Source organism: Metabacillus sp. FJAT-52054, from assembly GCF_037201815.1.
Classification (GTDB): Bacteria; Bacillota; Bacilli; order Bacillales; family Bacillaceae; genus Metabacillus_B; species Metabacillus_B sediminis.
In genome coordinates this window covers 2,022,434-2,043,561 of sequence record NZ_CP147407.1, presented here as the reverse complement: position 1 = coordinate 2,043,561, position 21,128 = coordinate 2,022,434, and the positions used below count along the sequence as shown (strand labels likewise).

Genomic DNA, 21,128 nt, shown 5'->3' with positions numbered 1-21,128 from the left:
TTTCTTTTGGGAATTGGTACTCAAAGCTTAAAGATACGGACTTCTGCTATAATTCAGGAAAAGATTAAACTATTAGGTAATAGGAGCGAAAAGGGGGTATGGGAGATGAAGATTCATAGAATGGATCATGTAGGAGTAATCGTCAATGATCTATCAGCTGCCAAGGAATTCTTTCTCGATTTAGGTCTTGAAGTGCAAGGGGAATGGAAATCGGATGGAGAGTGGATGGGGTTACATGACGTTAAAGCAGGATGTATAGGGCTGGGGACGCCCGACGGTCAGGCATGGATAGAGCTAATCAAATACAATACACCATCAGATCAGCCGCCTCTTGCAAATACTCAGGGTATCCTGCACATTGCGTTTGCTGTGGAAGATATTGAAGCCGTTGTGGGCAGATTGAAAAAGAAAGGAACGGAATTCATCAAAGAAATTCAAAACTATGAAGATAGATATAAGTTATGCTACTGTCGCGGACCTGAGGGGATTATTGTAGAGCTGGCGGAGCGAATTAAATGAAATGCCGCTTTTAATTGCTTATACACAAATCATACTGGAGGGGAAAACACCGGCTGCTTTTCAAGTACCGGCGTTTTCTCATCTTCTTTTCCGTTGTAAGCGGTTTATAAAAATAGTAAAATTTGAACAGATTTTTTTCAAACTGTACTAAAGCAATGTTAAACTTATTCATAGAATCACCTTTTTACAGAAAGCTATCGCTCTTATGACAAAAAACCGTACATAAAATGTAAGGAGGAGTTACTTGTGGTATACCAAGCAGCGGAAAACCGCTATGAAAAAATGAAATATAACAGATGCGGCCAATCAGGTCTGCTCCTGCCGGCCATTTCCCTTGGACTGTGGCATAATTTCGGAGGCGTTGACCCATTTGAAAATGGCCGGGCGATGCTGAGAAGAGCATTTGACTTAGGGATTACCCATTTTGACCTTGCCAACAATTATGGTCCCCCGGCTGGATCTGCTGAAGAGATGTTTGGAAGCGTTTTAAAAGCAGACTTTGCCCCATACCGGGATGAAATGATCATCTCAACTAAAGCGGGATACTACATGTGGCCTGGTCCTTATGGAGAATGGGGATCTAAGAAATATTTAACAGCAAGCATTGATCAAAGCTTAAAACGGATGGGCCTTGATTATGTCGATATCTTTTACTCCCACCGTCCGGATCCGAACACGCCGCTTGAGGAAACGATGGGTGCCCTTGATTCGATTGTGAAGCAAGGAAAAGCGCTGTATGCAGGCATCTCCAGCTACAGTGCAGAAGAAACAGCCGAAGCAGTAAACATTATGAATAGACTTGGAACCCCCATCTTGATTCATCAGCCGAGTTATTCCATGCTGAACCGCTGGATTGAGGACGGACTTCAGGATGTACTGCATGACAATGGAGTCGGGTCTATTGCATTTTGCCCTTTGGCACAGGGACTGCTGACGAAGAAATATTTAGAAGGCATTCCGGCTGATTCAAGAGCTGCCAAACCGAGTGGGGCGTTAGGGGAAGAAGCAGTAACGGATACCGTGATTGAAAGTGTAAAAGAACTGAATGCACTTGCTGCTGAACGCGGACAAAGCCTTGCGCAGATGGCTTTGGCATGGGTCCTTCGCGGCGGGAAAGTGACTTCTGCTTTAATTGGAGCAAGCAGGGTCAGCCAAATTGAAGAAAATGTGGCCGCACTGGAGAATTTAGATTTTACAGATGAAGATTTAACGAAGATTGATTCGATTTTGTTAAAAAGCGAATGAATTTTGTTCTAAATGGAACAGCAGGCATTTTCAAGCCTGCTGTTATTTTGTTTGTATAAAGCAGATGTAATGTGAAGGAAAGATTACCTACTAAAGGAAATTATCTGAAAGTCCAGAAAAAGGATCAGAATAATAGTGAGTGAATTGACAAAGTAATATATTTTACAAACTACCTTGACAATCACAGTAGTGTGGCATATCATGCAAATATGGAGGTGATTGTATGAGCGAAAAGAAAATCACATCCGACTTGCTGCGGGGACATACGGATACGATGATTTTACGGCTTTTGAACGAAGCTGACCGCTACGGCTATGAGATCGTCAAGCTGATTGCAGAGCGATCGGGTGGTGAGTATGAACTAAAAGAGGCTACGATGTATTCAAGCGTCCGGCGCCTTGAGGCGGACGGTGATATCGAGTGGTATTGGGGCAATGAATCTCAGGGGGGACGGCGGAAATATTTTAAAATTACCGAGAAGGGCAAGGCGGCTTATGACCGGAACAAAAGCAACTGGGAGTATGCAAAACGCGTACTTGAAAACTTATTATAGGAGGCTTGAAGGGATGAATGAGAAACTGAACAACTATTTGGACGGTGTTTTCGCGCCGTATGATGGGGTAAAGAGTGTGACTGAATTGAGGGAAGATCTGCTTTCTGATTTGCAGGAGCGGTTCCGCGATCTTAAAGCCGAGGGCAAGGACGATGAGACAGCGTTTCAGATTACCATTGACAGCATCGGCGATATTGAAGAAACGGTTCAGGAGGTAGCTAACCTAACCCGGTCGCTAGAAAGGCAGGTTGTAACAAACTTTAGCGCGAGTAACCTGTCAAAGAGTGATTTTGCGGGCGTTACCGCTCATAAAGGGCAATTTAACGGCAGTGCGCTTCATGGTTCAAATTTTTCTGGCGCAGATCTAACCGGCAGCTCGTTTAAAGGCAGCGATGTTCGTGAAGCAAATTTTGATGGCGCAAATCTGACCGACTGCAGCCTCTCCGCCCTGGACCTTAGGGATTCAAGTTTTAAAAGATCAATCCTTGTACGCACAAACATCAGTAAATCTGGACTTAACGGAGTAATATTCAAAGATGTAACCATGACCGATGTGATATTGTCCATGACGGACCTGAGAAAAACAACCTTTGAAAACTGTATCTTTGACGGGGTGGACTTCAAACAATCGGATCTGCGGGGTCTGAGTTTTGACGGGCAAACGTTTATTGGGGTCAATTTTGGCAAGGCGGCGGTAAACGATGTTTCGTTTAAAGGAGCGACACTTAGGAACGTATCTTTTCTTCCGGGTTTTACATTGACTAAGAAATATTACCGTGCCATTAAAACCATCTGCTTTGAAGGCGCTATGATGGATAAGTTGACCTATGCTTCACTCAAAGGGATAGAGGCTGATTTGTCAAAGGTTACAGTCAGATAAGGAGGGGTAAATATGCAAAACAATTCCATCCAAGTAAGAGGACTGAAAAAGTCTTATAGACAGCTTGAAGTTTTGCAAGGCGTAGATTTCGAGGTGGAAAAGGGCAGTATTTTCGCCCTGCTTGGCTCCAATGGTGCAGGTAAAACAACAGTAGTCAAAATCCTCACTACGCTGCTCACACATGACAGCGGAAGCGCCACAGTAAACGGATTTGATGTTGCGCTAAACCCCGAAAATGTTCGGCAGGGGATCAGTCTTACTGGTCAATTTGCCGCCGTTGACGAGATTTTAACAGGACGGGAAAACCTGATCATGATTGCCAAGCTGCGTTACCTCACAAATCCGCGCCAGATTTCGGAAGACTTGCTTAAGCGCTTCAGTCTGTCAGACGCGGCCGACCGCAGGGTCTCAACATGGGATTTCGATCACCAGCGGGAATCCTCTCATGGCTTGCAGTAGCAGGCATCCTTGCGCTGTTTACCCTTGCATTAACATGGGTGGCAGCGATTGCCGGACTGTCCGCAAAATCAGTCGATGGTGCAAGCGCCTTTTCCTACCCAATTATTTTCCTTCCTTTTATCAGCTCAGCGTTTGTGCCGACTGAGTCGATGCCGCCAATCGTTCGCGCATTTGCCGAAAACCAGCCTGTCACCTCAATCGTGGAAGCGATTCGTGCTCTGCTTTCTAATCAGCCGGTGGGCAATGATATATGGGTCGCCCTTGCATGGTGCGCCGGGATTTTGCTGGCAGCCTATTTCTTTGCAATGAGAGTGTACAAAAAACGAGTGTGAAATTGATTTAAGAAGCAACAAGCTATGCAAGCTCAGCTTTTTATAAAATTTAAATATGGATTAAGGAAAACGCCAAGCCGGGAGACATAATTATAGGTTTGGCGTTCATTTTTGTTATAAGATCCTAATGGGAGTGAAGGTTACTCACTAACCCCCATGCCATGAGGAACGTGTCAGTTTTCGCTGCAAAACATAAAAAAAGCCTGTGTTCTTAAGGTCAATCCTAAGAAATCAGGCTTTTTACTGTAATTAAGCTATTTCATATATGCGCGCTTCCTGCAAAAGACATATTTTCATCATAGAGAGCATAGGGAAAACACATTGATAAACAGGAGAAACTATGTTAGATTTAAAGGGATATATCGTCAAAATTATTTTAGTGTAAATTATCCCTATAATAATTATACACTAAAATTCACTTTCCAGTCAACCCCTATTTTTAGGAAAGGAGTGTTTGGTACGAATATGGATATTCGCCAGGAGCAAGAACGGGTGAACCGTGTAATGGAGACCATAACAGATCAAATGAATCGATTGGAGGCCGAAACTTCGAGGCGCCGAAAGGAAGTAGTGGATATCCGTAAACACTTTTGGGATGAAATTAAACTGAATCTTGATACGTTTGACGATTATCTCGAGACCATTATCGGCTTGAGGCAAGAGGCTCAAGCTTTATCCGTTAGCCAAAGCACCCACAAGCATGCATCTAAAAGGTTAACTGCGCTGGAGCGTATGAAGGAAATTCCATATTTCGGGCGGATTGATTTTATGGAAGAAGGTACTTCACTTGCGGAACGAATTTATATCGGCATTTCTACACTCACGGATCCAAGCGGAGAACATTTCCTTATTTACGATTGGAGAGCACCCATCTCAAGTGTCTACTACGATTGCGCGCCAGGACCTGCCGCGTACGCTACACCTGGAGGTGACATAAAGGGCGTACTTGAGAAAAAGTGGCAATACCTCATTCGCGGCGGCATGATTGTATCGATGTTCGATACAAGTCTGACAATTGGTGACGAAATTTTACAGCAAGTGCTCGGTAAAGGTACTGACAAACAAATGCATAGTATAGTAGCTACCATTCAACAAGAGCAAAACCGGATCATCCGGCATGATCGCGGGAGGATGCTTATCGTACACGGCGCTGCAGGAAGCGGTAAGACATCAGCTGCTCTGCAGAGGATTGCGTACCTGCTTTATAAATATAGAGAAATGCTAAATGCCGATCAAATCATTCTTTTTTCACCAAACTCGATGTTTAATAGCTACGTATCGAATGTATTGCCGGAGCTCGGGGAAGAGAATATGCAGCAGGCTACCTTCCAGGAATACTTGGACTACCGTCTGGAAAGGGAATTTCAAATAGAAAACCCATATGATCAGCTGGAATACGTTTTGACTGCAGCGGATAACCCGTTGTACAAAACGAGGATATCAGGAATCCGGTTCAAGGCTGCTGCTCATTTTTATGAGGCCATTCAATTATACAGGGAGTCGCTCGAGTCATCAGGAATGATTTTTAAAGAGTTATTTTTCAGAGGGAAGCCGCTAATTACTGCAAAACAAATCGTAGAAAGGTTTTATACAAGCGACTCCACGCTTCGTTTTCACAACAGGCTTGAGAAATTGAAGGATTGGCTCATGAAGCAAATAGATGAAGCCGAGAAGCATGAACAGATGAAGCCATGGGTTCAGGAGGAAATCGAACTGCTTAGCAATGAGGAGTATCATAAGGCGTATACTTATTTAGCCAAAAAGCGGGGCTATACAGGCGAGTCTATTCATGATTATGAGATGGAGCCTAAATTGCTGGCCCGCTTAATTGTCCGCCAGAAGTTAAAGCCTTTGCGAAAACGGATTAAGGCTTTTCGTTTCGTTAACATCAAGGAAATCTATAAACAGTTTTTTACCGATCCGAGCAAGATCAACCAATGGATGGATGGGGAGGCACCAGAAGAATGGGCGGATATTTGCCAATTGACAGTGAGAATGCTGAATGAAAATAGACTATTATACGAGGATGCTACTCCATATTTGCTATTGAAAGAGCTCATTCAAGGCTTTCAGACGAACAATTCGATTAAACATGTCATTGTCGATGAGGCGCAGGATTATTCTCCTTTTCAGTTTGAATTTATTAAACGATTATTTCCTTCAGCAAGAATGACTGTACTCGGTGATTTTAATCAAGCCATATTCACTCACGCAAACGAAATGACTGATTTTCAAACGCTTACCAGCTTATATGGCCCTGATGAAACCTTTGCGATCAATTTAACCCGCAGCTACAGATCCACGAAACCAATCGTCGAATTTACACGCACACTCGTACCGAACGGCGAAGAAATTACTCCTTTTGAACGCGATGGCGGGAAACCGGAATTGACCCAAGTATCCAATCCATCCGATTTACATCTCTCCATAGCTTCCAAAATTGCAGAATTGCGGAAACAAAAACGCGGCACTATAGCAGTTATTTGCAAATCTGCCGCGGAAAGTACAGCTGCATACGAGTCTTTGAGCGGGATAGATGGAATTAAGCTTATGAAGAGCGGGTCGATGGACTATGAGCAAGGCGTTATCGTGATCCCGGCGTATTTAGCAAAAGGAATCGAATTTGACGCGGTTATTATTTATAACGCTTCAGCGGACGTATATGGGAATGAGAGCCTGCGGAGACTGTTTTATACCGCATGCACAAGGGCAATGCATGATTTGCAGCTGTACAGTGTTGGGGAACCGAGTCCATTTCTATGCGATTTTAAGCCAAAATATCAATAATGCAACGCGAAATAAAAACGGATATAAAGAAGAATTCACTTTTATATCCGTTTTTATCTTGCGGGAGGTTAGCTCAACAAGAATTAGTAAAACAGAGTTGTTAAAAACTGAAACTCGACAATTGGAACTGTTTATTAATGTTATAATTGGAAAATGTGAGAGTGTGTAAGGGTCATTACGGAGTTTCAGTTTGCTTGTCTCTGCGGAAAAGGAAGGATTGTAATTATGTATCAAGGAAAGTTACGAAAAATAGCGATTGTATTGTTAACATTATATACAGCTTTGATCCTCTATTTCTTGTATCTTGGTTTCAATAGAGGTTCCCTGGGGCAAGAATCCAGCTTGCGATTTAACCTAATACCTGGAGCGATTCAATTGCATTACCCAATGGGAAGAGACTTGCAAAATTGGTTTTTTCAGTTTGGGAATTTTGTAGCGTTCATACCTTTTGGGATTATCATTCCACTCCTGTTTCGAAGTAGTTTTAGACGCTTTATAACCTTTTTTATTTTGTCTATTACAATACTTGAAATCCTACAAATGTTTTCCGGTTTGGGAGCTTTTGATATAGACGATATCATAATCAACTTATTAGGTGCTGCGGTAGGGTTTGCGGCACTTCAAATAGTCACCGGTGACCGAGATAAACCAAAAGGGATTTTCAAAATATTCGTAATGGCTATGGGACTTGCCCTTTGTACTGTTATAATTATTGGCGGTATCAATAATTATCTAGAAAAAGGGGGAGGGAAAACCGCAGCTCTGAATGAACTGATCGTAAAAGATGGGTCTGTAAATTGGGACGAAAGCTTGGCCAGCTTTACAGTAGACCGAAAAAAGGTTACGCCTCAAATAAATCTGTATAGTAGGAATAATACGAAAAACAATGAATTCACGTATCACTTAGATGGCAAATATAAAAACATATCAGGCTATGTCGCCATACCAGACGATGTAATTAACGATGCAAAAACAGAAGGTAGTGACATAGAATTCATCAGTAGCGGAACAGTCATTTATTCGTTAGAGTTATCATTCACTGGCGAGGAGAATTTTCAAATCCCTTTAGATGGCGTAACTGACCTTACCATAAAAGTAATTAACAAAGATCCAAATCCAATTACAAATGCTGTCATGTGGGATATTACTCTTACAGAGGTAAACTCAGGTCAAAAAGTTATAAACACTATAAGAGAAAAAATAAGAGCATTATACTAACAAAAACCTGACTTCGAATGAACACTGGGGTAAACCCGGTGTTTTATAATTTTTTAAGTTAACATAATATATATTCTAGTCAGTTCTATAAATAATTCATTTTTTGTCTCAATACCTAAGTATACTTAAGATAATGAGACAAAACGAAATTTTACACCCAATTTTTTATCCAGTTCAATATCAATCAGTATCTTTTTTTACAATCTATTTATAATTAAATCTGTCTTTGATTGATTCTTTAATTTTTATCTGCTTATTATTCGTCTGAACTGTCCTGCAGCCATCCATTAGGATCATACAGATTTTCTCGCTGAGCCGCTTTAATCTGGAAATTCCCTTCAGTAAATCTTCCAGTTTAATGACAATATCACCATTTAAAAAATTTCCGTTTTAGTATCCAGCTATATAACCCTATATGAAATTTTCAACCTGCAGTTTGCTATATATAAATGTTCCCGCTTTTTTCCTTATTAATGCTCCAGGATTCTGAATGCATGTGCCGGAATTAAGCACAGCTGTCAGATCTCAGCAGCCGTTTAGGATCCCAAAGTGTAAATCCGGTAAAAAGGCCAGCCATTTCAATTGCTGATCTTTTCATGTGATTCTCAGAACTTTTTCATCATTTTAAACACATAATTATATATTGTTGGAAGGCGTTTATCAGCGTTCTCCTTCCTCTTCCGTTGCCATATAAGATATGAAAACTTCAAAATATGCTGCAAACTAAATAAAAAAGCCTGCAGAAATTTTAAAAATTCCTGCAGGCTTCTTTATTTGATTCAGCTCATCACTGGCATAGTATTCTCTTGCTTTAGCTCTTCCAGTTTACGGCGAATATCGTCTTCGCTCAGGTTGTGTGCCTCTACATAAAGGTTACGCGGGTGTACAAGGCATTCTTCAGAGCAGCTGCGGTAATGCTTTTCTTCATTTTCTACGGAAGCTAATATTTGCTTGTTGCAGACTGGGTTTGCACAATTTGTATATCTTTCACATGGTTCGCCTGTAAAATAGTCTTTACCGACGATTACATGCTCTTTGCGGTTAACCGGAACACTGATGCGTTCATCGAAAACATAGCATTGTCCATCCCACAAATCACCTTGAACTTCAGCGTCCTTCCCGTAAGTGACAATTCCTCCGTGAAGCTGGGCAACATCCTCAAATCCTTCTTTCAAAAGGAAACCGGAGAACTTTTCACAGCGAATTCCGCCTGTGCAGTAGGTAAGGATTTTTTTGCCTTCCAGCAGCTCCTTATTTTCGCGAATCCAATCAGGAAGCTCACGGAAAGCGTGAATATCAGGCTTTATTGCGCCTCTAAAATGTCCTAGATCATATTCATAATCGTTTCGTGCATCAAGAACTATGGTATCTTCCTGCTGTAAAGCCTCATGGAACTCTTTAGGACTGTAATACTTCCCGGTAATTTCTTTAGGATTCACATCATCCTCAAGACGCAGCGTCACCAATTCATTTCTCGGGCGAACGTGCATCTTTTTGAATGCATGCTGATCGGCTTCATCGATTTTAAAGACCATATCGGCAAAACGGGGATCGTTTTTCATTGCATTCATATACGCTTCCGTTTGCTCGAATGAGCCGGAAACCGTTCCGTTGATCCCCTCATTTGCTACAAGAATACGGCCTTTAAGCTCCAGCTCCTTGCAGAATGCTAAATGGCTTGCAGCAAACTCTTCAGGGTCTTCTATCGTTACATAGTTATAATACAGCAATACTCTGTATGGTTTGGTTGACATATATTATCACCTGTCTATTTATATTTGCAAGATATAAATGCTCGAGGTCAGTTTATCTTAGCAACAGTATATTTTAAAGGTTTTTTTCTATTTTATCAAGTTTTTTTCTATTCTGAAAAAGAAATATGACGGAGTCCCTGCCGGTTCTAGTCCTCTTTGTAAACAAGCTGGGCTCTTTTGTTAAAAAACAGCTTTGTCCCAAGCTGGATGAAAAGAATCACGCACAGTGCCGTACTGCCCGTAATGCTTAACAAAACAACAATTTGGTACTCAATAGCAACAAGAGGACTTGCACCTGCAAGAATTTGTCCAGTCATCATGCCTGGTAGAAAGACAATTCCCATTCCGAGCATGTTGTTCAATGTGGGCAAAATAGCGGAATCAAATGCAGAATTGACAATCGATTTCGAAGCATCCTCAGGCTTAGCTCCGAGCATCAGCGCTCCTTCTACATAATTCTTTTGTTTCCTCATGCCTTCTGTCATGTTCTTCACCCCTAATGTAATTCCAGTCATGGAGTTTCCGATGATCATTCCCGCTATCGGAATGAAGTAACGCGGTTCATACCATGGTTCAAAGTGAACCACGACAAAATTGAAGAACAGAAGGCTTGCAATGGATCCTGAAAACATGGAAATGGCGATAACGGATTTCATTTTTTTGGATAAGTATTCATCGATTTGCCGGTAGATATTAATAATAGCGAAGGTTTCCATAATCAAAACAATCAGAATGGATATAAACGGATTTGGTTTTTCAAATATGTATGTGAGGATGTAGCCTACTAAAATTAGCTGCACAGACATTCTTGTAGTGGCTATAATAATTTTCCACTCTCGTCTGATTCCTCTTCTCTTCGCAATGGCAAGAAGCAGTACAATAAACCCGTACGCAGCAATGAGTCTCCATAAGTCGATATTTATCATGTTATCCTTCATTTGTCTTGTCCCTTTTTTGCTTTTTTAATGTGATGATGGCATCACTGTATTTCTCTGCAATTTCATTAGAATGGGTGACCATAATGACTGTCTTTCCTTTTACGGCTTCTAGAAACGTCCGAACTATTTCATCCTCGGTGCCTTCATCCAAAGCGGAAGTAGGCTCATCCAGCAGAAAGCACTCAGGTTCCATTAAATACACGCGAGCCAGCGCAAGCCTTTGTTTCTCTCCGCCTGATAAATCTTCAGCGGATTGATCCAGTTCCTTATCCAGTTTTACAAGCGCTAAGACATTTTTAAGTGCATCCGTTGAAGCGGGCATTTTTTCAGAAAAGATTCTTCCAATCTGCAGATTGTCCTCAACCGATCCTTCAAAAATAACAGGCTGCTGGGCAAGCATGACCACTTCCCTTCGATGGGTTATGGCGTTTACCTCACTAACGTCACTGTTCTTATATTGAATTCTCCCGCTGTCGGGTGATAGAAGAATATTCAGCATTTTCAGCAGAGTAGATTTTCCCGCGCCGCTTTCTCCAATAATGCTTGTTACCTTTCCTTCTTCCATCTCCATATGGCTGATGGACAGTATGTCTTTATATACAAGATTTGAAATCTGAAACATTCCGTGACCTTCTTTCTTCCCGCTCTTTCTGCTTATTCTAAAGCATTTTTCCACTCTTTTGCGAAAGATAAACTAAAAGAGCGCTGTTTTATCATAACAGCGCTCTTCAGTCTTTACTTATCCAGTCGATTTTCATTCCATGCTTCAATGTTTTTCAAGCCCGGCACTGACTTTTCTGTAAATACCGGTTCGATTCCTTCTCTGCGCTGTTTCAGATAATGATTCATCACCTTTACCGCAATTCCAGCGAGCAGAGTAATGGCTACCAGGTTAACGATTGCCATCGTGCCCATAAATACATCAGCAAGATCCCAAACAAACTTGAAGCCTGAAACGGATCCAAAAACGACCATAATAAGAACAGCTATTCTGTAAACCAAAAGCCAGTTCTTGTTTGTATTCATGAATTCAATATTCGTTTCACCGTAATAATAATTCCCAATGATTGAGCTGTAAGCAAATAAGAAAATACTGACTGCAACGAAAATCTGCGCCCATCCTCCAATATGATGGCTCAATGCTGCTTGTGTAAGCTGAATGCCTTCCAAGTCTGCATTTGGTGTCAAATCATAAAGAAGAATCATGAATGCTGTTGCGCTGCAAACCATTATCGTATCAAAAAATACACCAAGGGATTGAATAAAGCCCTGTTTTGCCGGATGAGATACATGTGCGGTGGCGGCCGCATTAGGTGCGCTCCCCATCCCCGCTTCGTTGGAAAACAATCCGCGTTTAATTCCTTGCATCATTGCTGCACCAATAGCTCCGCCTGCTGCAGAGTCTAAGCCGAATGCAGAAGAGAAAATATGCCCGATGACTGCAGGCACCTGTGTAATGTTTATGATTACGACGAACAGTGCGACTAAAATATACAGTCCTGCCATAACCGGTACGATCAGCTGAGTAGCAGCCACAATTCGCTTTAGTCCCCCAAAAATGATAAACGCTGTGATGATAACCAAAACACCGGCCATGACCGATTTGTTTACATTAAATGCGGATTCGAATGCAAGAGAGATTGTGTTCGCTTGGACGGCATTAAAGATAAGTCCGAAACATAGTGTGATCAAAATGGCAAACAGAATGCCCATCCATCTCTGCCCAAGGGCCCTCTCCATGTAGTAGGCTGGACCGCCGCGGTACTGATCCCCGTCTTTCACTTTATAAACCTGAGCAAGCGTGCTTTCAACGAATGCAGTTGCCATTCCAATTAGCGCTATAAGCCACATCCAGAAAACCGCTCCAGGACCGCCTAATGCGATGGCAATAGCTACACCGGCAATGTTCCCTGTTCCTACCCGTGAAGCGGCACTTATAAAGAATGCCTGCAAAGAAGAAACTCCTTTGCCTCCTTCGCCTGAAGTCATGTTTTTATCACCAAGCAGTTTAATCATTTCTCCAAAATGGCGAAATTGAACAAACTTTGTACGAATGGTAAAAAATATTCCTAATATGATGAGCATATAAATTAATAATTTACTCCAAAGTAAATCAAGATACCCATAAAATAATCCGTTGATAAATTCCATATAAAGCCTCCAATATGTATTTTCATGTCAGAAAACCTAACATGACCTGATTTATTATATCAAATGAATAAGCATTGTCCAGATTTTTTTTCTTTCCAACCCTCTTGTATCATGCTAGAATACCCATATTAGGAGGTGATGGGACGCCATGTTTCGTTATACGGTTATTCTTTTCATGTTTACCCTATCGGCACTCCTCATGACAAATGTTCACTTTCAACATAGTGACGGAGCTTCACATAAAATGATTGAAGAAGGATCCATTCAGATTAGTGAGCCAGACCTGCATGCGGCAGATCATGATAAGGTTATTCCGTATCCGGTTCATTCTTATTCCTTATTAGCTGCTCAAGTTGTTTTCCTGACCAGTCTAATGATCCTTACAATAAAAAGGAAAAGTCAGCTCCAGTATTTTCTCATGGCTGTCTTCTATCAGTCTTCTTATTTTCGAACATTCGCGCGCATTCATGCATAGGCAAAAATCTATGTAAAGGGGGCAAACCGAATGTTCTGGTTAAGAGCAATCATGGTTTCCGGATTTTCTTTAACAGCTGCTACTCTGCTGTTTTATCAAGGAAACGAAATCATTCACGCGTTTATGAATCTATTTACAGACAAATAATTCATTACAGAGAGAGCGGCACGTTAAACGTGCTGCTTTTCTTTTTCCTTAAAGCTCTGTAAAATCCGCTCCGCTCTCTTCCGATTCACACCGAAGTCTGAATACCCCATTCTCGATGAGGATTTGATGTGAACCTTTTTGTTTTCGGCATCAAACCAAATTTCTACATCGTCCTTAAACCTTAGCCATTTCGTTTGGAAAATACAGCGGATGTAAACCGTATCCTCTTCTTCAATCGACACCCTGTCCATGGATAGCAATAGCTCCTTCATAATTGACATAGCTTCTCCTTCTGTAGAGGAGTATGAAGCTGGATGGATGTGCAGGGGCTTTTCCTGATTAAAAGTAGAAACGCAGTTTTTTGAGTTTTTCTTACACGCATGAATTCGATTCATATCGTTCCCTCCCTATCGTTCTTCTCCATTTATTCCCTTGCGGCAGAGGAAGGAAACTTCAGCCAAAAGAAAAGCCTGAGATTCAGTCTCTCAGGCATTCGGTATCTATTCTGTTATCCAGCCGTTCGTCCAAATTTCTGTAACGGTGCCGGCTTCGTGCTCATCCACAGCGAACGAACCGTTGCTGTAGCGGTCATTGTTGCGGTAAGAGCTGGATCGCACAGACTCAACAAGTCCTTTTGCGGTTTTCAGGTAAATCATCACATCTTTATTCGTCAGGAAGGATCCCATCAGGCGATGAGGATTCTTCTTAAGCTCTCTCAGCATAATCAGGCCGCGCTTAGCCCGTGACGACCGCTCAAATTCTGCAGTCAGGTCCATTCGTTTTACAGCGCCTCTCTGGGTCACAACAAGAATGGATGGAGCTGTATTCTTCTCAAAAATCTGACCGCTGATTACATAATCGTCCGGCTTCAGGCTGATTCCTTTCACTCCCGCTGCCCTCGCACCTACTAAACTAACTTCCTCTTCGCCAAACCACAGACCGTATCCCACGTGTGTGGTGAGGAATATCTCGGATTGGCCATCGGTTAAGTGCAGATCAATCAGCTCATCATCTTCTTTTAAGTTAAGGGCGACGAGCGGTTTTGAATATCGCTGCGCCTTATAAGCCGTAAGCTCTGTTCTTTTCACCATGCCGTTCTTCGTGATGAACAGCAAATATTGATGTTCCGTGAATTCTTTAACCGGTATCGCTTTCAATATGCATTCGTTCCGGTCAATTGGAATGATATTGGCAATATGCTGCCCCATGTCCTTCCAGCGGATATCAGGAAGAGAATGAACCGGACAATACAGGTAGCTGCCTTTGTTTGTAAAGAGAAGCAGAACATCCTTTGTATTCATCTCAAGCTGGGAGATCAGCCTGTCTTTTTCCTTCATTCCGAATTCCTGGCTTCTTGATGCGGAGAAGGAACGCTGGCTCGTCCGTTTGATATAGCCATCCTTTGTCACGGTGACGATCACATCTTCAGACGCAACCATTACTTCAAGATTGATTTTAATCTCTTCAATTTCTGCTTCAATAATCGATCTGCGATCATCGTGATAGGTTTTCTTTAGTTTTTTCAAATCGGTCTTGATTACTTGAAATAGCGTTTTTTCATTGTTCAGAATTCCTTCAAGCTCAAGGATTTTGCGGTCAAGCTCACTCGCTTCTTCCCGAAGAGCGGTAATGTCGGTATTGGTCAGACGGTATAGCTGCAAGGTTACAATGGCTTCTGCCTGAGGCTCGGTAAAGCCGAAGGAAGCAATCAGGTTTTCTTTTGCATTCTTTTTATCTGTTGATGCACGAATAACCGAAATGACCTGATCCAGGATGGAAAGAGCCTTTATAAGGCCATCCACGATGTGGTGGCGCTCTTTTGCTTTCCTCAGCTCATAAACAGACCGGTTCGTAATGACTTCCTTCTGATGGGCGATGTAGGCATCCAGGATGGAGGGAAGCGTCATCAGTGTCGGTCTTCTTCCCGCGATGGCGACCATATTAAAATTATAAGGAATTTGCAGATCGCTGTTTTTGTAAAGATAATTCAGGACGCCGGCAGCATTGGCGTCTTTTTTTAGTTCAACAACAACACGCAGTCCGGTACGGTCGGTTTCATCGCGAACCTCGGAGATGCCTTCCACTTTCCGTTCAATCCGGAATTCATCCATTTTCTTAACGAGATTCGCTTTGTTAACCTCGTAAGGAATCTCAGTGATGACAATTTGCTGACGGCCGCCCTTAAGGTTCTCTATTTCTGCTTTACTGCGGATGATGATTTTGCCTTTTCCTGTTTCATAGGCTTTTTTAATACCCTCAATCCCCTGGATGATCCCGCCTGTAGGAAAATCCGGTCCTTTAATGACTTCCATCAGATCGTCAACGGTGCACTCTGGATGATCAATGCGTTTAATGACAGCATCAATGACTTCCCCTAGGTGATGAGGAGGTATTTCTGTCGCATAGCCAGCTGAGATCCCAGTTGAACCGTTAACAAGAAGGTTCGGATATTTCGCAGGAAGAACGACGGGTTCTGCGCTTGTATCATCAAAGTTCGGAATAAATTCTACTGTTTCTTTATCAATATCTCTTAAGAGCTCAGAAGCGATAGCAGAAAGACGGGCTTCTGTATAACGCATCGCTGCAGGCGGGTCACCGTCCACACTTCCGTTGTTTCCGTGCATTTCCACTAACAGGTTCCGCACTTTCCAGTCCTGGCTCATCCTCACCATGGCCTCATATACGGAGGAGTCTCCATGCGGATGGTAGTTCCCGATAACATTACCGACCGTTTTAGCCGATTTTCTAAAGCCTTTTTCCTGGGTGTTTCCTTCTGCATACATCGCATAAAGAATCCTTCTTTGCACCGGCTTTAAACCATCTCGGGCATCCGGCAGGGCACGATCCTGAATAATGTATTTGCTGTAACGTCCGAAACGGTCGCCTAATACTTCTTCTAATGGCAAGTCATGAAATTTTTCTGTTTGTGCCATAGATTAATCCTCCTCTGCGACCGACAAATTTTCATTTTCCAAAATGTTGCTTTCATCTTCCAGGCCAAACGCAACATTGCGCTCAATCCATTTTCTCCGCGGCTCCACCTTGTCACCCATTAACGTTGTAACACGGCGCTCGGCTCTTGCTGCATCATCAATTCTCACCCTGATGAGGGTCCTTGTTTCAGGGTTCATCGTCGTTTCCCACAGCTGGTCAGCGTTCATTTCGCCAAGACCTTTATAACGCTGGATGATGGTTCCGCGGCCGACTTTTTTTTGAACCACTTTAAGCTCTTCATCTGACCAGGCGTATTCTGCTATTTCTTTTCTGCCGGTGCCTTTGCTCACCTTGTAAAGCGGAGGAAGAGCGATAAAAACCTTCCCGGCTTCTATAAGCGGCTTCATATACCGGTAGAAAAAGGTGAGAAGAAGCACTTGAATATGCGCTCCGTCTGTATCGGCATCCGTCATAATGACCACTTTATCGTAATTAATGTCTTCAACCATAAATTCGGCACCGACGCCGCCTCCTATGGCATGAATAATGGTATTGATTTCTTCGTTCTTAAATATATCCTGAAGCTTTGCCTTTTCCGTATTGATGACTTTTCCTCTTAAAGGAAGGACAGCCTGGAACTTCCGGTCCCGTCCCTGCTTCGCAGAGCCGCCGGCTGAATCTCCCTCCACGAGGTAAAGCTCATTCCTCTGCGGATTTCGGGACTGTGCTGGTGTCAATTTTCCGCTTAAATTCGTTTCAGAACGCTTTCTTTTCTTTCCGCTTCTTGCCTCTTCCCGGGCTTTACGGGCTGCTTCCCTTGCCTGGTACGCTTTAATGGATTTACGGACGAGCAGGGTGCTCGTTTCCGGATTTTCCTCAAAGAAGTAGGCCAGATGCTCAGAAACAATGGCATCAACAGCTGATCTTGCTTCGCTCGTACCAAGCTTGCCCTTCGTTTGTCCTTCAAATTGCAAAAGCTCTTCCGGAATTCTGACAGAAACAATTGCGGATAATCCCTCGCGAATGTCAGACCCTTCCAGGTTCTTATCCTTCTCTTTTAAGAGTCCTGCTTTTCTGGCATATTCATTGAATGCCCGGGTCATGGCAGTCTTGGCTCCTGCTTCGTGTGTGCCGCCGTCTTTTGTGCGGACATTGTTGACAAATGAGAGAATATTTTCGGAATATCCATCGTTAAACTGGAATGCAAACTCCGCTTCAATCCCGTTTTGAGTGCCCTCGAAGGACACCACCGGATTGAGAGAGTCTTTCTCTTCATTCAGGTATTCAACAAAGGCTTCAATTCCGGTTTCGTAAAAATACGTTTCCTCCAGCTGATCCCGCTCATCTTTCAGCTGAATTTTAAACCCTTTCAGCAAAAAAGCAGATTCTCTTAAGCGTTCGCTTAGAGTTTCAAAATTATAGACCGTTGCACTGAATATGATCGGGTCCGGCTTAAAGTGGATTGTCGTACCGGTTTTATTCGTTTTCCCCTTTTTCTCCAGGGTCGTGACAGGCTTGCCGCCGTTTTCAAAACGCTGCTCATAAATAAAACCGTCCCGGCAAATGGTGACAGTCAGCCATTCAGACAGAGCGTTCACAACGGATGCCCCTACACCGTGAAGTCCGCCGCTCGTTTTATAGCCTCCCTGGCCAAACTTACCGCCGGCATGAAGAACGGTTAAAATGACCTCCGGGGTGGGTTTTCCCATTTTGTGCATACCGGTAGGCATTCCCCGTCCTTTATCTTTAACGGAAATGCTATTATCCTTGTGGATGATGACAGTGATTTCATCTCCATAGCCTGCAAGGGCCTCATCCACTGAGTTATCTACGATTTCATAAACAAGATGATGAAGCCCTCTGCTGTCGGTGCTTCCAATATACATTCCCGGCCGTTTTCTGACTGCATCCAGCCCTTCCAGCACTTGTATAGCATCATCGTTGTAGTCAAATTGCTGCTTAACCAAAGACTTGAACTCCTTTCAACCATCCGCTATCTTTCTCTCTTCACGAGAACGTGTGTTTCTATATTGTATCGCATGATCCGCTCTTTAGACAAGGTATGCCCTCCTGAGCATGGATCAACGCTTTATTTCATCCCTTTATTAATTAGAAAAATTTACATGAAAGGAATGTGTCCAAGCACTATTTTATCTTTTCCGCTGTATTTCGCAAACCTAAATTTGTCAGGAGCAGTGAATTTTCTTGAAAAAGCGATGAAAATGGATCTGTTTTATGAGGGAAATTGCTGCAGTTTTTCATGCTGAATGCAGGAAAAGGGAAAAAATGTGAGTAATGAGAAAGAAGGCCGCTCCATTGGAGAAGCGGGACTTCGTTATTTCGTCAGAGCATGTTCGACTTTAATGCAGCGGTCCATGATGACCGTGCAGCCTTTTTCCTTCAGCTTATGGTATGTCTCTTCATGAGCAACACCAAGCTGGGCCCAGAAGACCTTTGCATCAATCTGCAAAAATTCCTCTGCAACCCCAGGCAGAAATTCAGATCTTCGGAATACGTTCACGATATCTACCGGTCCTTCAATGCTTTTCAGATCAGGTACCGCTTTTACGCCAAGAGCTTCATCAATTGTGGGGTTAACCGGAATAATTTCATAGCCGGCTGCTTGCATTGCTTTGCTGACCATATAGGAGGTTCGGTTGGGGTCTGAGGAAAGCCCTACAACTGCAATTCGTTTGCTTGATTGTAATATTTTGCGAATCTCGTCTCTTGAAGGATTTTCAATCATGTATGCTCACTCCTTTTCTTATATTGTATAGAAGATTCAAGACTTTAAGCAAACGTAAGGTGAAAGAGATTTTCACTGGATGCTAGTTGAATAGCGCTTGTCATGATAAACTATAAATAATTACAGTAAGAATTAAAGGAGTCCGGAAGTTCATGATTATTGCGCTTATTATCATTATTGCTTATTTGCTTGGTTCCATTCCTTCTGGTCTCATTGTTGGAAAAGCCGGATACGGGATAGATATCCGGGAGCATGGGAGCGGGAACCTCGGCGGAACCAATACGTTCAGGACGCTTGGTGTAAAAGCGGGCTTGATTGTGACCCTCTCAGATATTTTAAAAGGAACAGCCGCCGCTTCCGTTCCTCTATGGTTCGGGAGTGAATTTCACCCGCTGCTTGCCGGAATTTTCGCTGTCATAGGACATATGTTTCCGGTATTCGCGAAATTCAAAGGCGGAAAAGCGGTAGCGACTTCAGGCGGGGTCCTCCTGTTCTACGCACCCGTTCTCTTTATCACGATGCTCGCCTTTTTCTTTATTCTTCTGCTGCTGACAAAGTATGTATCCCTGTCCTCCATGCTTTCAGGACTGTATGCTGTTGTCTTTTCTATTGTTTTAGGAGATGTATGGCTAATTGCGATCACGTGTGTCATGACCTTTTTCGTCATCTATAGACATCGGGCAAACATTAGCCGAATCCGAAATGGCACAGAGCCTAAAGTCCGTTTCGGAAAAAAAGCAGTGTAGCCTTAAGCTGTCCTTCAATGGGACAGCTTTTTTCTGCTCTTTTATTTCCATAGATGTTCCGATATGATTAAACTAGAAATATTCAGAAATCTAACAAAGATAAGGAATAACGGCCATGAAAAAAATACTAATAACCTGCTTGTTTATACTTGTTTGCATGACGGTATCTGCGTTCTTGTTATGGAACCGAAAAAGTGAGAAGCCGCGCCAAATTACGAAACAGCCCTCCAATCATTTATCTATTCCCTATAAGCCTTATAAAGCAGAAGCCACCCTTTCTGCTGCAGGTGATTTTCTTCTTCACAGCCAAGTCTATACAGACGCCCTAACTGGTAAAAATAAATACAATTTTAACCCGATGCTTGAAGAGATTCGTCCCTTCTTTGAAAATACAGATCTCGCATATATTAATCAGGAATCCATCCTTGGAGGTGCTTCACTCGGTTTGTCCTCCTACCCTTCGTTCAATTCGCCCTATGAAGCTGGAGACGCTCTAATAAATGCGGGAATCGATATCGTGAATATGGCGAACAATCATGCACTCGATAAAGGTCCTGCAGGCATCTATAATGCGATTGCATACTATGAGAAAAAGGGGCTCCCTTACATTGGAGCCTATAAAAATTCAAGAGATTCCCTTACTCCGAGAGTCATTAATAAAAATGGAATTAAATTTGGATTTGCAGGCTATACATATGGTACAAATGGAATTCCAGTTCCTTCAGGAAAGCGCTTCCTTGTTAATTTGATAGATGTTGAAAAAATGAAGAGGGAGACGAAAGAAATAAAATCTTTATCTGATTTTGCCATTATCAGCGTACATTGGGGAGTGGAATATCAGCGGTTTCCGAATGAGGAGCAAAAGCGGATTGCGGCGATCCTGGCTGACGCAGGTGCAGATGTCGTTATTGGACACCATCCTCATGTCCTGCAGCCGATGGAATGGATTGAGAACGAGAACGGGCATCGAACGCTCGTTGTTTACTCCTTAGGGAACTTTCTGTCCGGTCAGCAAGGAGAATATAAAGATATCGGCGGTATTGTCCAAATTCCATTTACAAAAGAATCTACAGGTACATCTGTAAAGAAATTCGTAGGGGATCCTGAATTCATTCCCACCATTGTAACCAGCAAGAACAAGAAACAATATCGGGTGAAGGTATTGAAAAGAGTCAACCCAAAGCTCAACCATTCCATTGAAAATCACGTGCTCACGCCTCTTAAAACAAACAAATGAGCCTGGC

At 42.7% G+C, this 21,128-nt stretch carries 17 protein-coding genes and 2 pseudogenes; 11 read left to right on the top strand and 8 right to left on the bottom strand.

Annotated features, from left to right (window positions below; all coding sequences use genetic code 11):
• Nucleotides 1–105 precede the first annotated feature (105 nt).
• From WCV65_RS10715 to WCV65_RS10680, 8 genes and pseudogenes are all read left to right on the top strand, one after another.
• Complete coding sequence (locus WCV65_RS10715; RefSeq protein WP_338782092.1) at nt 106–519, top strand: VOC family protein; 414 nt, start codon at nt 106–108, stop codon at nt 517–519.
• Nucleotides 520–765: 246 nt separating this feature from the next.
• Nucleotides 766–1,764 carry an L-glyceraldehyde 3-phosphate reductase gene (gene mgrA / locus WCV65_RS10710; protein ID WP_338782090.1) on the top strand — a complete coding sequence of 333 codons (999 nt, stop codon included), beginning with the start codon at nt 766–768 and terminating at the stop codon, nt 1,762–1,764.
• 223 nt (nt 1,765–1,987) lie between these two features.
• Nucleotides 1,988–2,317, top strand: coding sequence for a PadR family transcriptional regulator (locus tag WCV65_RS10705; protein WP_035411539.1), 330 nt, complete (start codon nt 1,988–1,990; stop codon nt 2,315–2,317).
• 13 nt (nt 2,318–2,330) lie between these two features.
• Complete coding sequence (locus tag WCV65_RS10700; RefSeq protein ID WP_338782088.1) at nt 2,331–3,197, top strand: pentapeptide repeat-containing protein; 867 nt, start codon at nt 2,331–2,333, stop codon at nt 3,195–3,197.
• A gap of 12 nt (nt 3,198–3,209) precedes the next feature.
• Nucleotides 3,210–3,614 (top strand): annotated as a pseudogene (locus tag WCV65_RS10695) (ATP-binding cassette domain-containing protein); the annotation flags it as partial.
• Nucleotides 3,611–3,988: pseudogene (locus tag WCV65_RS10690) on the top strand (ABC transporter permease); the annotation flags it as partial. The pseudogenes WCV65_RS10695 and WCV65_RS10690, both read left to right, overlap by 4 nt.
• Nucleotides 3,989–4,453: 465 nt before the next feature.
• Nucleotides 4,454–6,775, top strand: coding sequence for an RNA polymerase recycling motor HelD (helD, locus tag WCV65_RS10685; protein ID WP_338782086.1), 2,322 nt, complete (start codon nt 4,454–4,456; stop codon nt 6,773–6,775).
• 225 nt (nt 6,776–7,000) lie between these two features.
• Nucleotides 7,001–7,993, top strand: a complete 993-nt coding sequence (locus WCV65_RS10680) for a VanZ family protein (protein WP_338782084.1) — start codon at nt 7,001–7,003, stop codon at nt 7,991–7,993.
• Nucleotides 7,994–8,772: 779 nt separating this feature from the next.
• On the opposite strand, the gene WCV65_RS10675 is transcribed toward WCV65_RS10680, so the two are convergent.
• From WCV65_RS10675 to WCV65_RS10660, 4 genes are all read right to left on the bottom strand, one after another.
• Nucleotides 8,773–9,747 (bottom strand): rhodanese-related sulfurtransferase, encoded by a 975-nt coding sequence (locus WCV65_RS10675; RefSeq protein WP_338782082.1) that lies wholly within the window; start codon nt 9,745–9,747, stop codon nt 8,773–8,775.
• Nucleotides 9,748–9,893: 146 nt separating this feature from the next.
• On the bottom strand, nt 9,894–10,685 hold the full coding sequence (gene fetB / locus WCV65_RS10670; RefSeq protein ID WP_338782081.1) for an iron export ABC transporter permease subunit FetB: 792 nt from the start codon (nt 10,683–10,685) through the stop codon (nt 9,894–9,896).
• Nucleotides 10,675–11,307: an ABC transporter ATP-binding protein gene (locus tag WCV65_RS10665; RefSeq protein ID WP_338782079.1), complete on the bottom strand. Its 633-nt coding sequence runs from the start codon at nt 11,305–11,307 to the stop codon at nt 10,675–10,677. Before WCV65_RS10665 ends, fetB begins: the two co-directional genes overlap by 11 nt.
• Nucleotides 11,308–11,420: 113 nt before the next feature.
• Nucleotides 11,421–12,836, bottom strand: coding sequence for an alanine/glycine:cation symporter family protein (locus WCV65_RS10660; protein WP_338782077.1), 1,416 nt, complete (start codon nt 12,834–12,836; stop codon nt 11,421–11,423).
• A gap of 148 nt (nt 12,837–12,984) precedes the next feature.
• Between WCV65_RS10660 and WCV65_RS10655 the strand changes: the two genes are divergently transcribed.
• Nucleotides 12,985–13,311: a hypothetical protein gene (locus WCV65_RS10655; protein ID WP_338782075.1), complete on the top strand. Its 327-nt coding sequence runs from the start codon at nt 12,985–12,987 to the stop codon at nt 13,309–13,311.
• Nucleotides 13,312–13,481: 170 nt separating this feature from the next.
• Here the strand turns inward: WCV65_RS10655 and WCV65_RS10650 are convergent, their stop codons facing one another.
• The 4 genes from WCV65_RS10650 to WCV65_RS10635 all read right to left on the bottom strand — a co-directional run bounded on the left by WCV65_RS10650 (nt 13,482) and on the right by WCV65_RS10635 (nt 19,135).
• The gene (locus WCV65_RS10650) at nt 13,482–13,853 is read right to left on the bottom strand and encodes a DUF1499 domain-containing protein (RefSeq protein ID WP_051860816.1); all 372 of its coding nucleotides are present in this window, start codon (nt 13,851–13,853) and stop codon (nt 13,482–13,484) included.
• Nucleotides 13,854–13,958: 105 nt separating this feature from the next.
• Nucleotides 13,959–16,391 (bottom strand): DNA topoisomerase IV subunit A, encoded by a 2,433-nt coding sequence (parC, locus tag WCV65_RS10645; RefSeq protein ID WP_035411568.1) that lies wholly within the window; start codon nt 16,389–16,391, stop codon nt 13,959–13,961.
• Between the two features lie 3 nt (nt 16,392–16,394).
• Nucleotides 16,395–18,359 (bottom strand): DNA topoisomerase IV subunit B, encoded by a 1,965-nt coding sequence (gene parE / locus WCV65_RS10640; RefSeq protein ID WP_035411570.1) that lies wholly within the window; start codon nt 18,357–18,359, stop codon nt 16,395–16,397.
• A gap of 368 nt (nt 18,360–18,727) precedes the next feature.
• Nucleotides 18,728–19,135: a CoA-binding protein gene (locus WCV65_RS10635; protein ID WP_066099109.1), complete on the bottom strand. Its 408-nt coding sequence runs from the start codon at nt 19,133–19,135 to the stop codon at nt 18,728–18,730.
• 155 nt (nt 19,136–19,290) lie between these two features.
• Between WCV65_RS10635 and plsY the strand changes: the two genes are divergently transcribed.
• Together plsY and WCV65_RS10625 are read left to right on the top strand one after the other, a co-directional pair.
• On the top strand, nt 19,291–19,884 hold the full coding sequence (plsY, locus tag WCV65_RS10630; protein WP_035411579.1) for a glycerol-3-phosphate 1-O-acyltransferase PlsY: 594 nt from the start codon (nt 19,291–19,293) through the stop codon (nt 19,882–19,884).
• A gap of 115 nt (nt 19,885–19,999) precedes the next feature.
• The gene (locus tag WCV65_RS10625; RefSeq protein WP_338782072.1) at nt 20,000–21,121 is read left to right on the top strand and encodes a CapA family protein; all 1,122 of its coding nucleotides are present in this window, start codon (nt 20,000–20,002) and stop codon (nt 21,119–21,121) included.
• Nucleotides 21,122–21,128: the final 7 nt, after the last annotated feature.

Bases quoted from the DNA above. Each gene is read 5' to 3' on its own strand.
- helD (WP_338782086.1), top strand. From the start codon at position 4,454: ATGGATATTCGCCAGGAGCAAGAACGGGTGAACCGTGTAATGGAGACC.
- plsY (WP_035411579.1), top strand. From the start codon at position 19,291: ATGATTATTGCGCTTATTATCATTATTGCTTATTTGCTTGGTTCCATT.
- WCV65_RS10705 (WP_035411539.1), top strand. From the start codon at position 1,988: ATGAGCGAAAAGAAAATCACATCCGACTTGCTGCGGGGACATACGGAT.
- WCV65_RS10665 (WP_338782079.1), bottom strand. From the start codon at position 11,307: ATGTTTCAGATTTCAAATCTTGTATATAAAGACATACTGTCCATCAGC.
- WCV65_RS10625 (WP_338782072.1), top strand. From the start codon at position 20,000: ATGAAAAAAATACTAATAACCTGCTTGTTTATACTTGTTTGCATGACG.
- WCV65_RS10650 (WP_051860816.1), bottom strand. From the start codon at position 13,853: ATGAATCGAATTCATGCGTGTAAGAAAAACTCAAAAAACTGCGTTTCT.
- parC (WP_035411568.1), bottom strand. From the start codon at position 16,391: ATGGCACAAACAGAAAAATTTCATGACTTGCCATTAGAAGAAGTATTA.
- WCV65_RS10680 (WP_338782084.1), top strand. From the start codon at position 7,001: ATGTATCAAGGAAAGTTACGAAAAATAGCGATTGTATTGTTAACATTA.
- WCV65_RS10715 (WP_338782092.1), top strand. From the start codon at position 106: ATGAAGATTCATAGAATGGATCATGTAGGAGTAATCGTCAATGATCTA.
- WCV65_RS10675 (WP_338782082.1), bottom strand. From the start codon at position 9,747: ATGTCAACCAAACCATACAGAGTATTGCTGTATTATAACTATGTAACG.
- WCV65_RS10700 (WP_338782088.1), top strand. From the start codon at position 2,331: ATGAATGAGAAACTGAACAACTATTTGGACGGTGTTTTCGCGCCGTAT.
- fetB (WP_338782081.1), bottom strand. From the start codon at position 10,685: ATGAAGGATAACATGATAAATATCGACTTATGGAGACTCATTGCTGCG.
- WCV65_RS10660 (WP_338782077.1), bottom strand. From the start codon at position 12,836: ATGGAATTTATCAACGGATTATTTTATGGGTATCTTGATTTACTTTGG.
- WCV65_RS10655 (WP_338782075.1), top strand. From the start codon at position 12,985: ATGTTTCGTTATACGGTTATTCTTTTCATGTTTACCCTATCGGCACTC.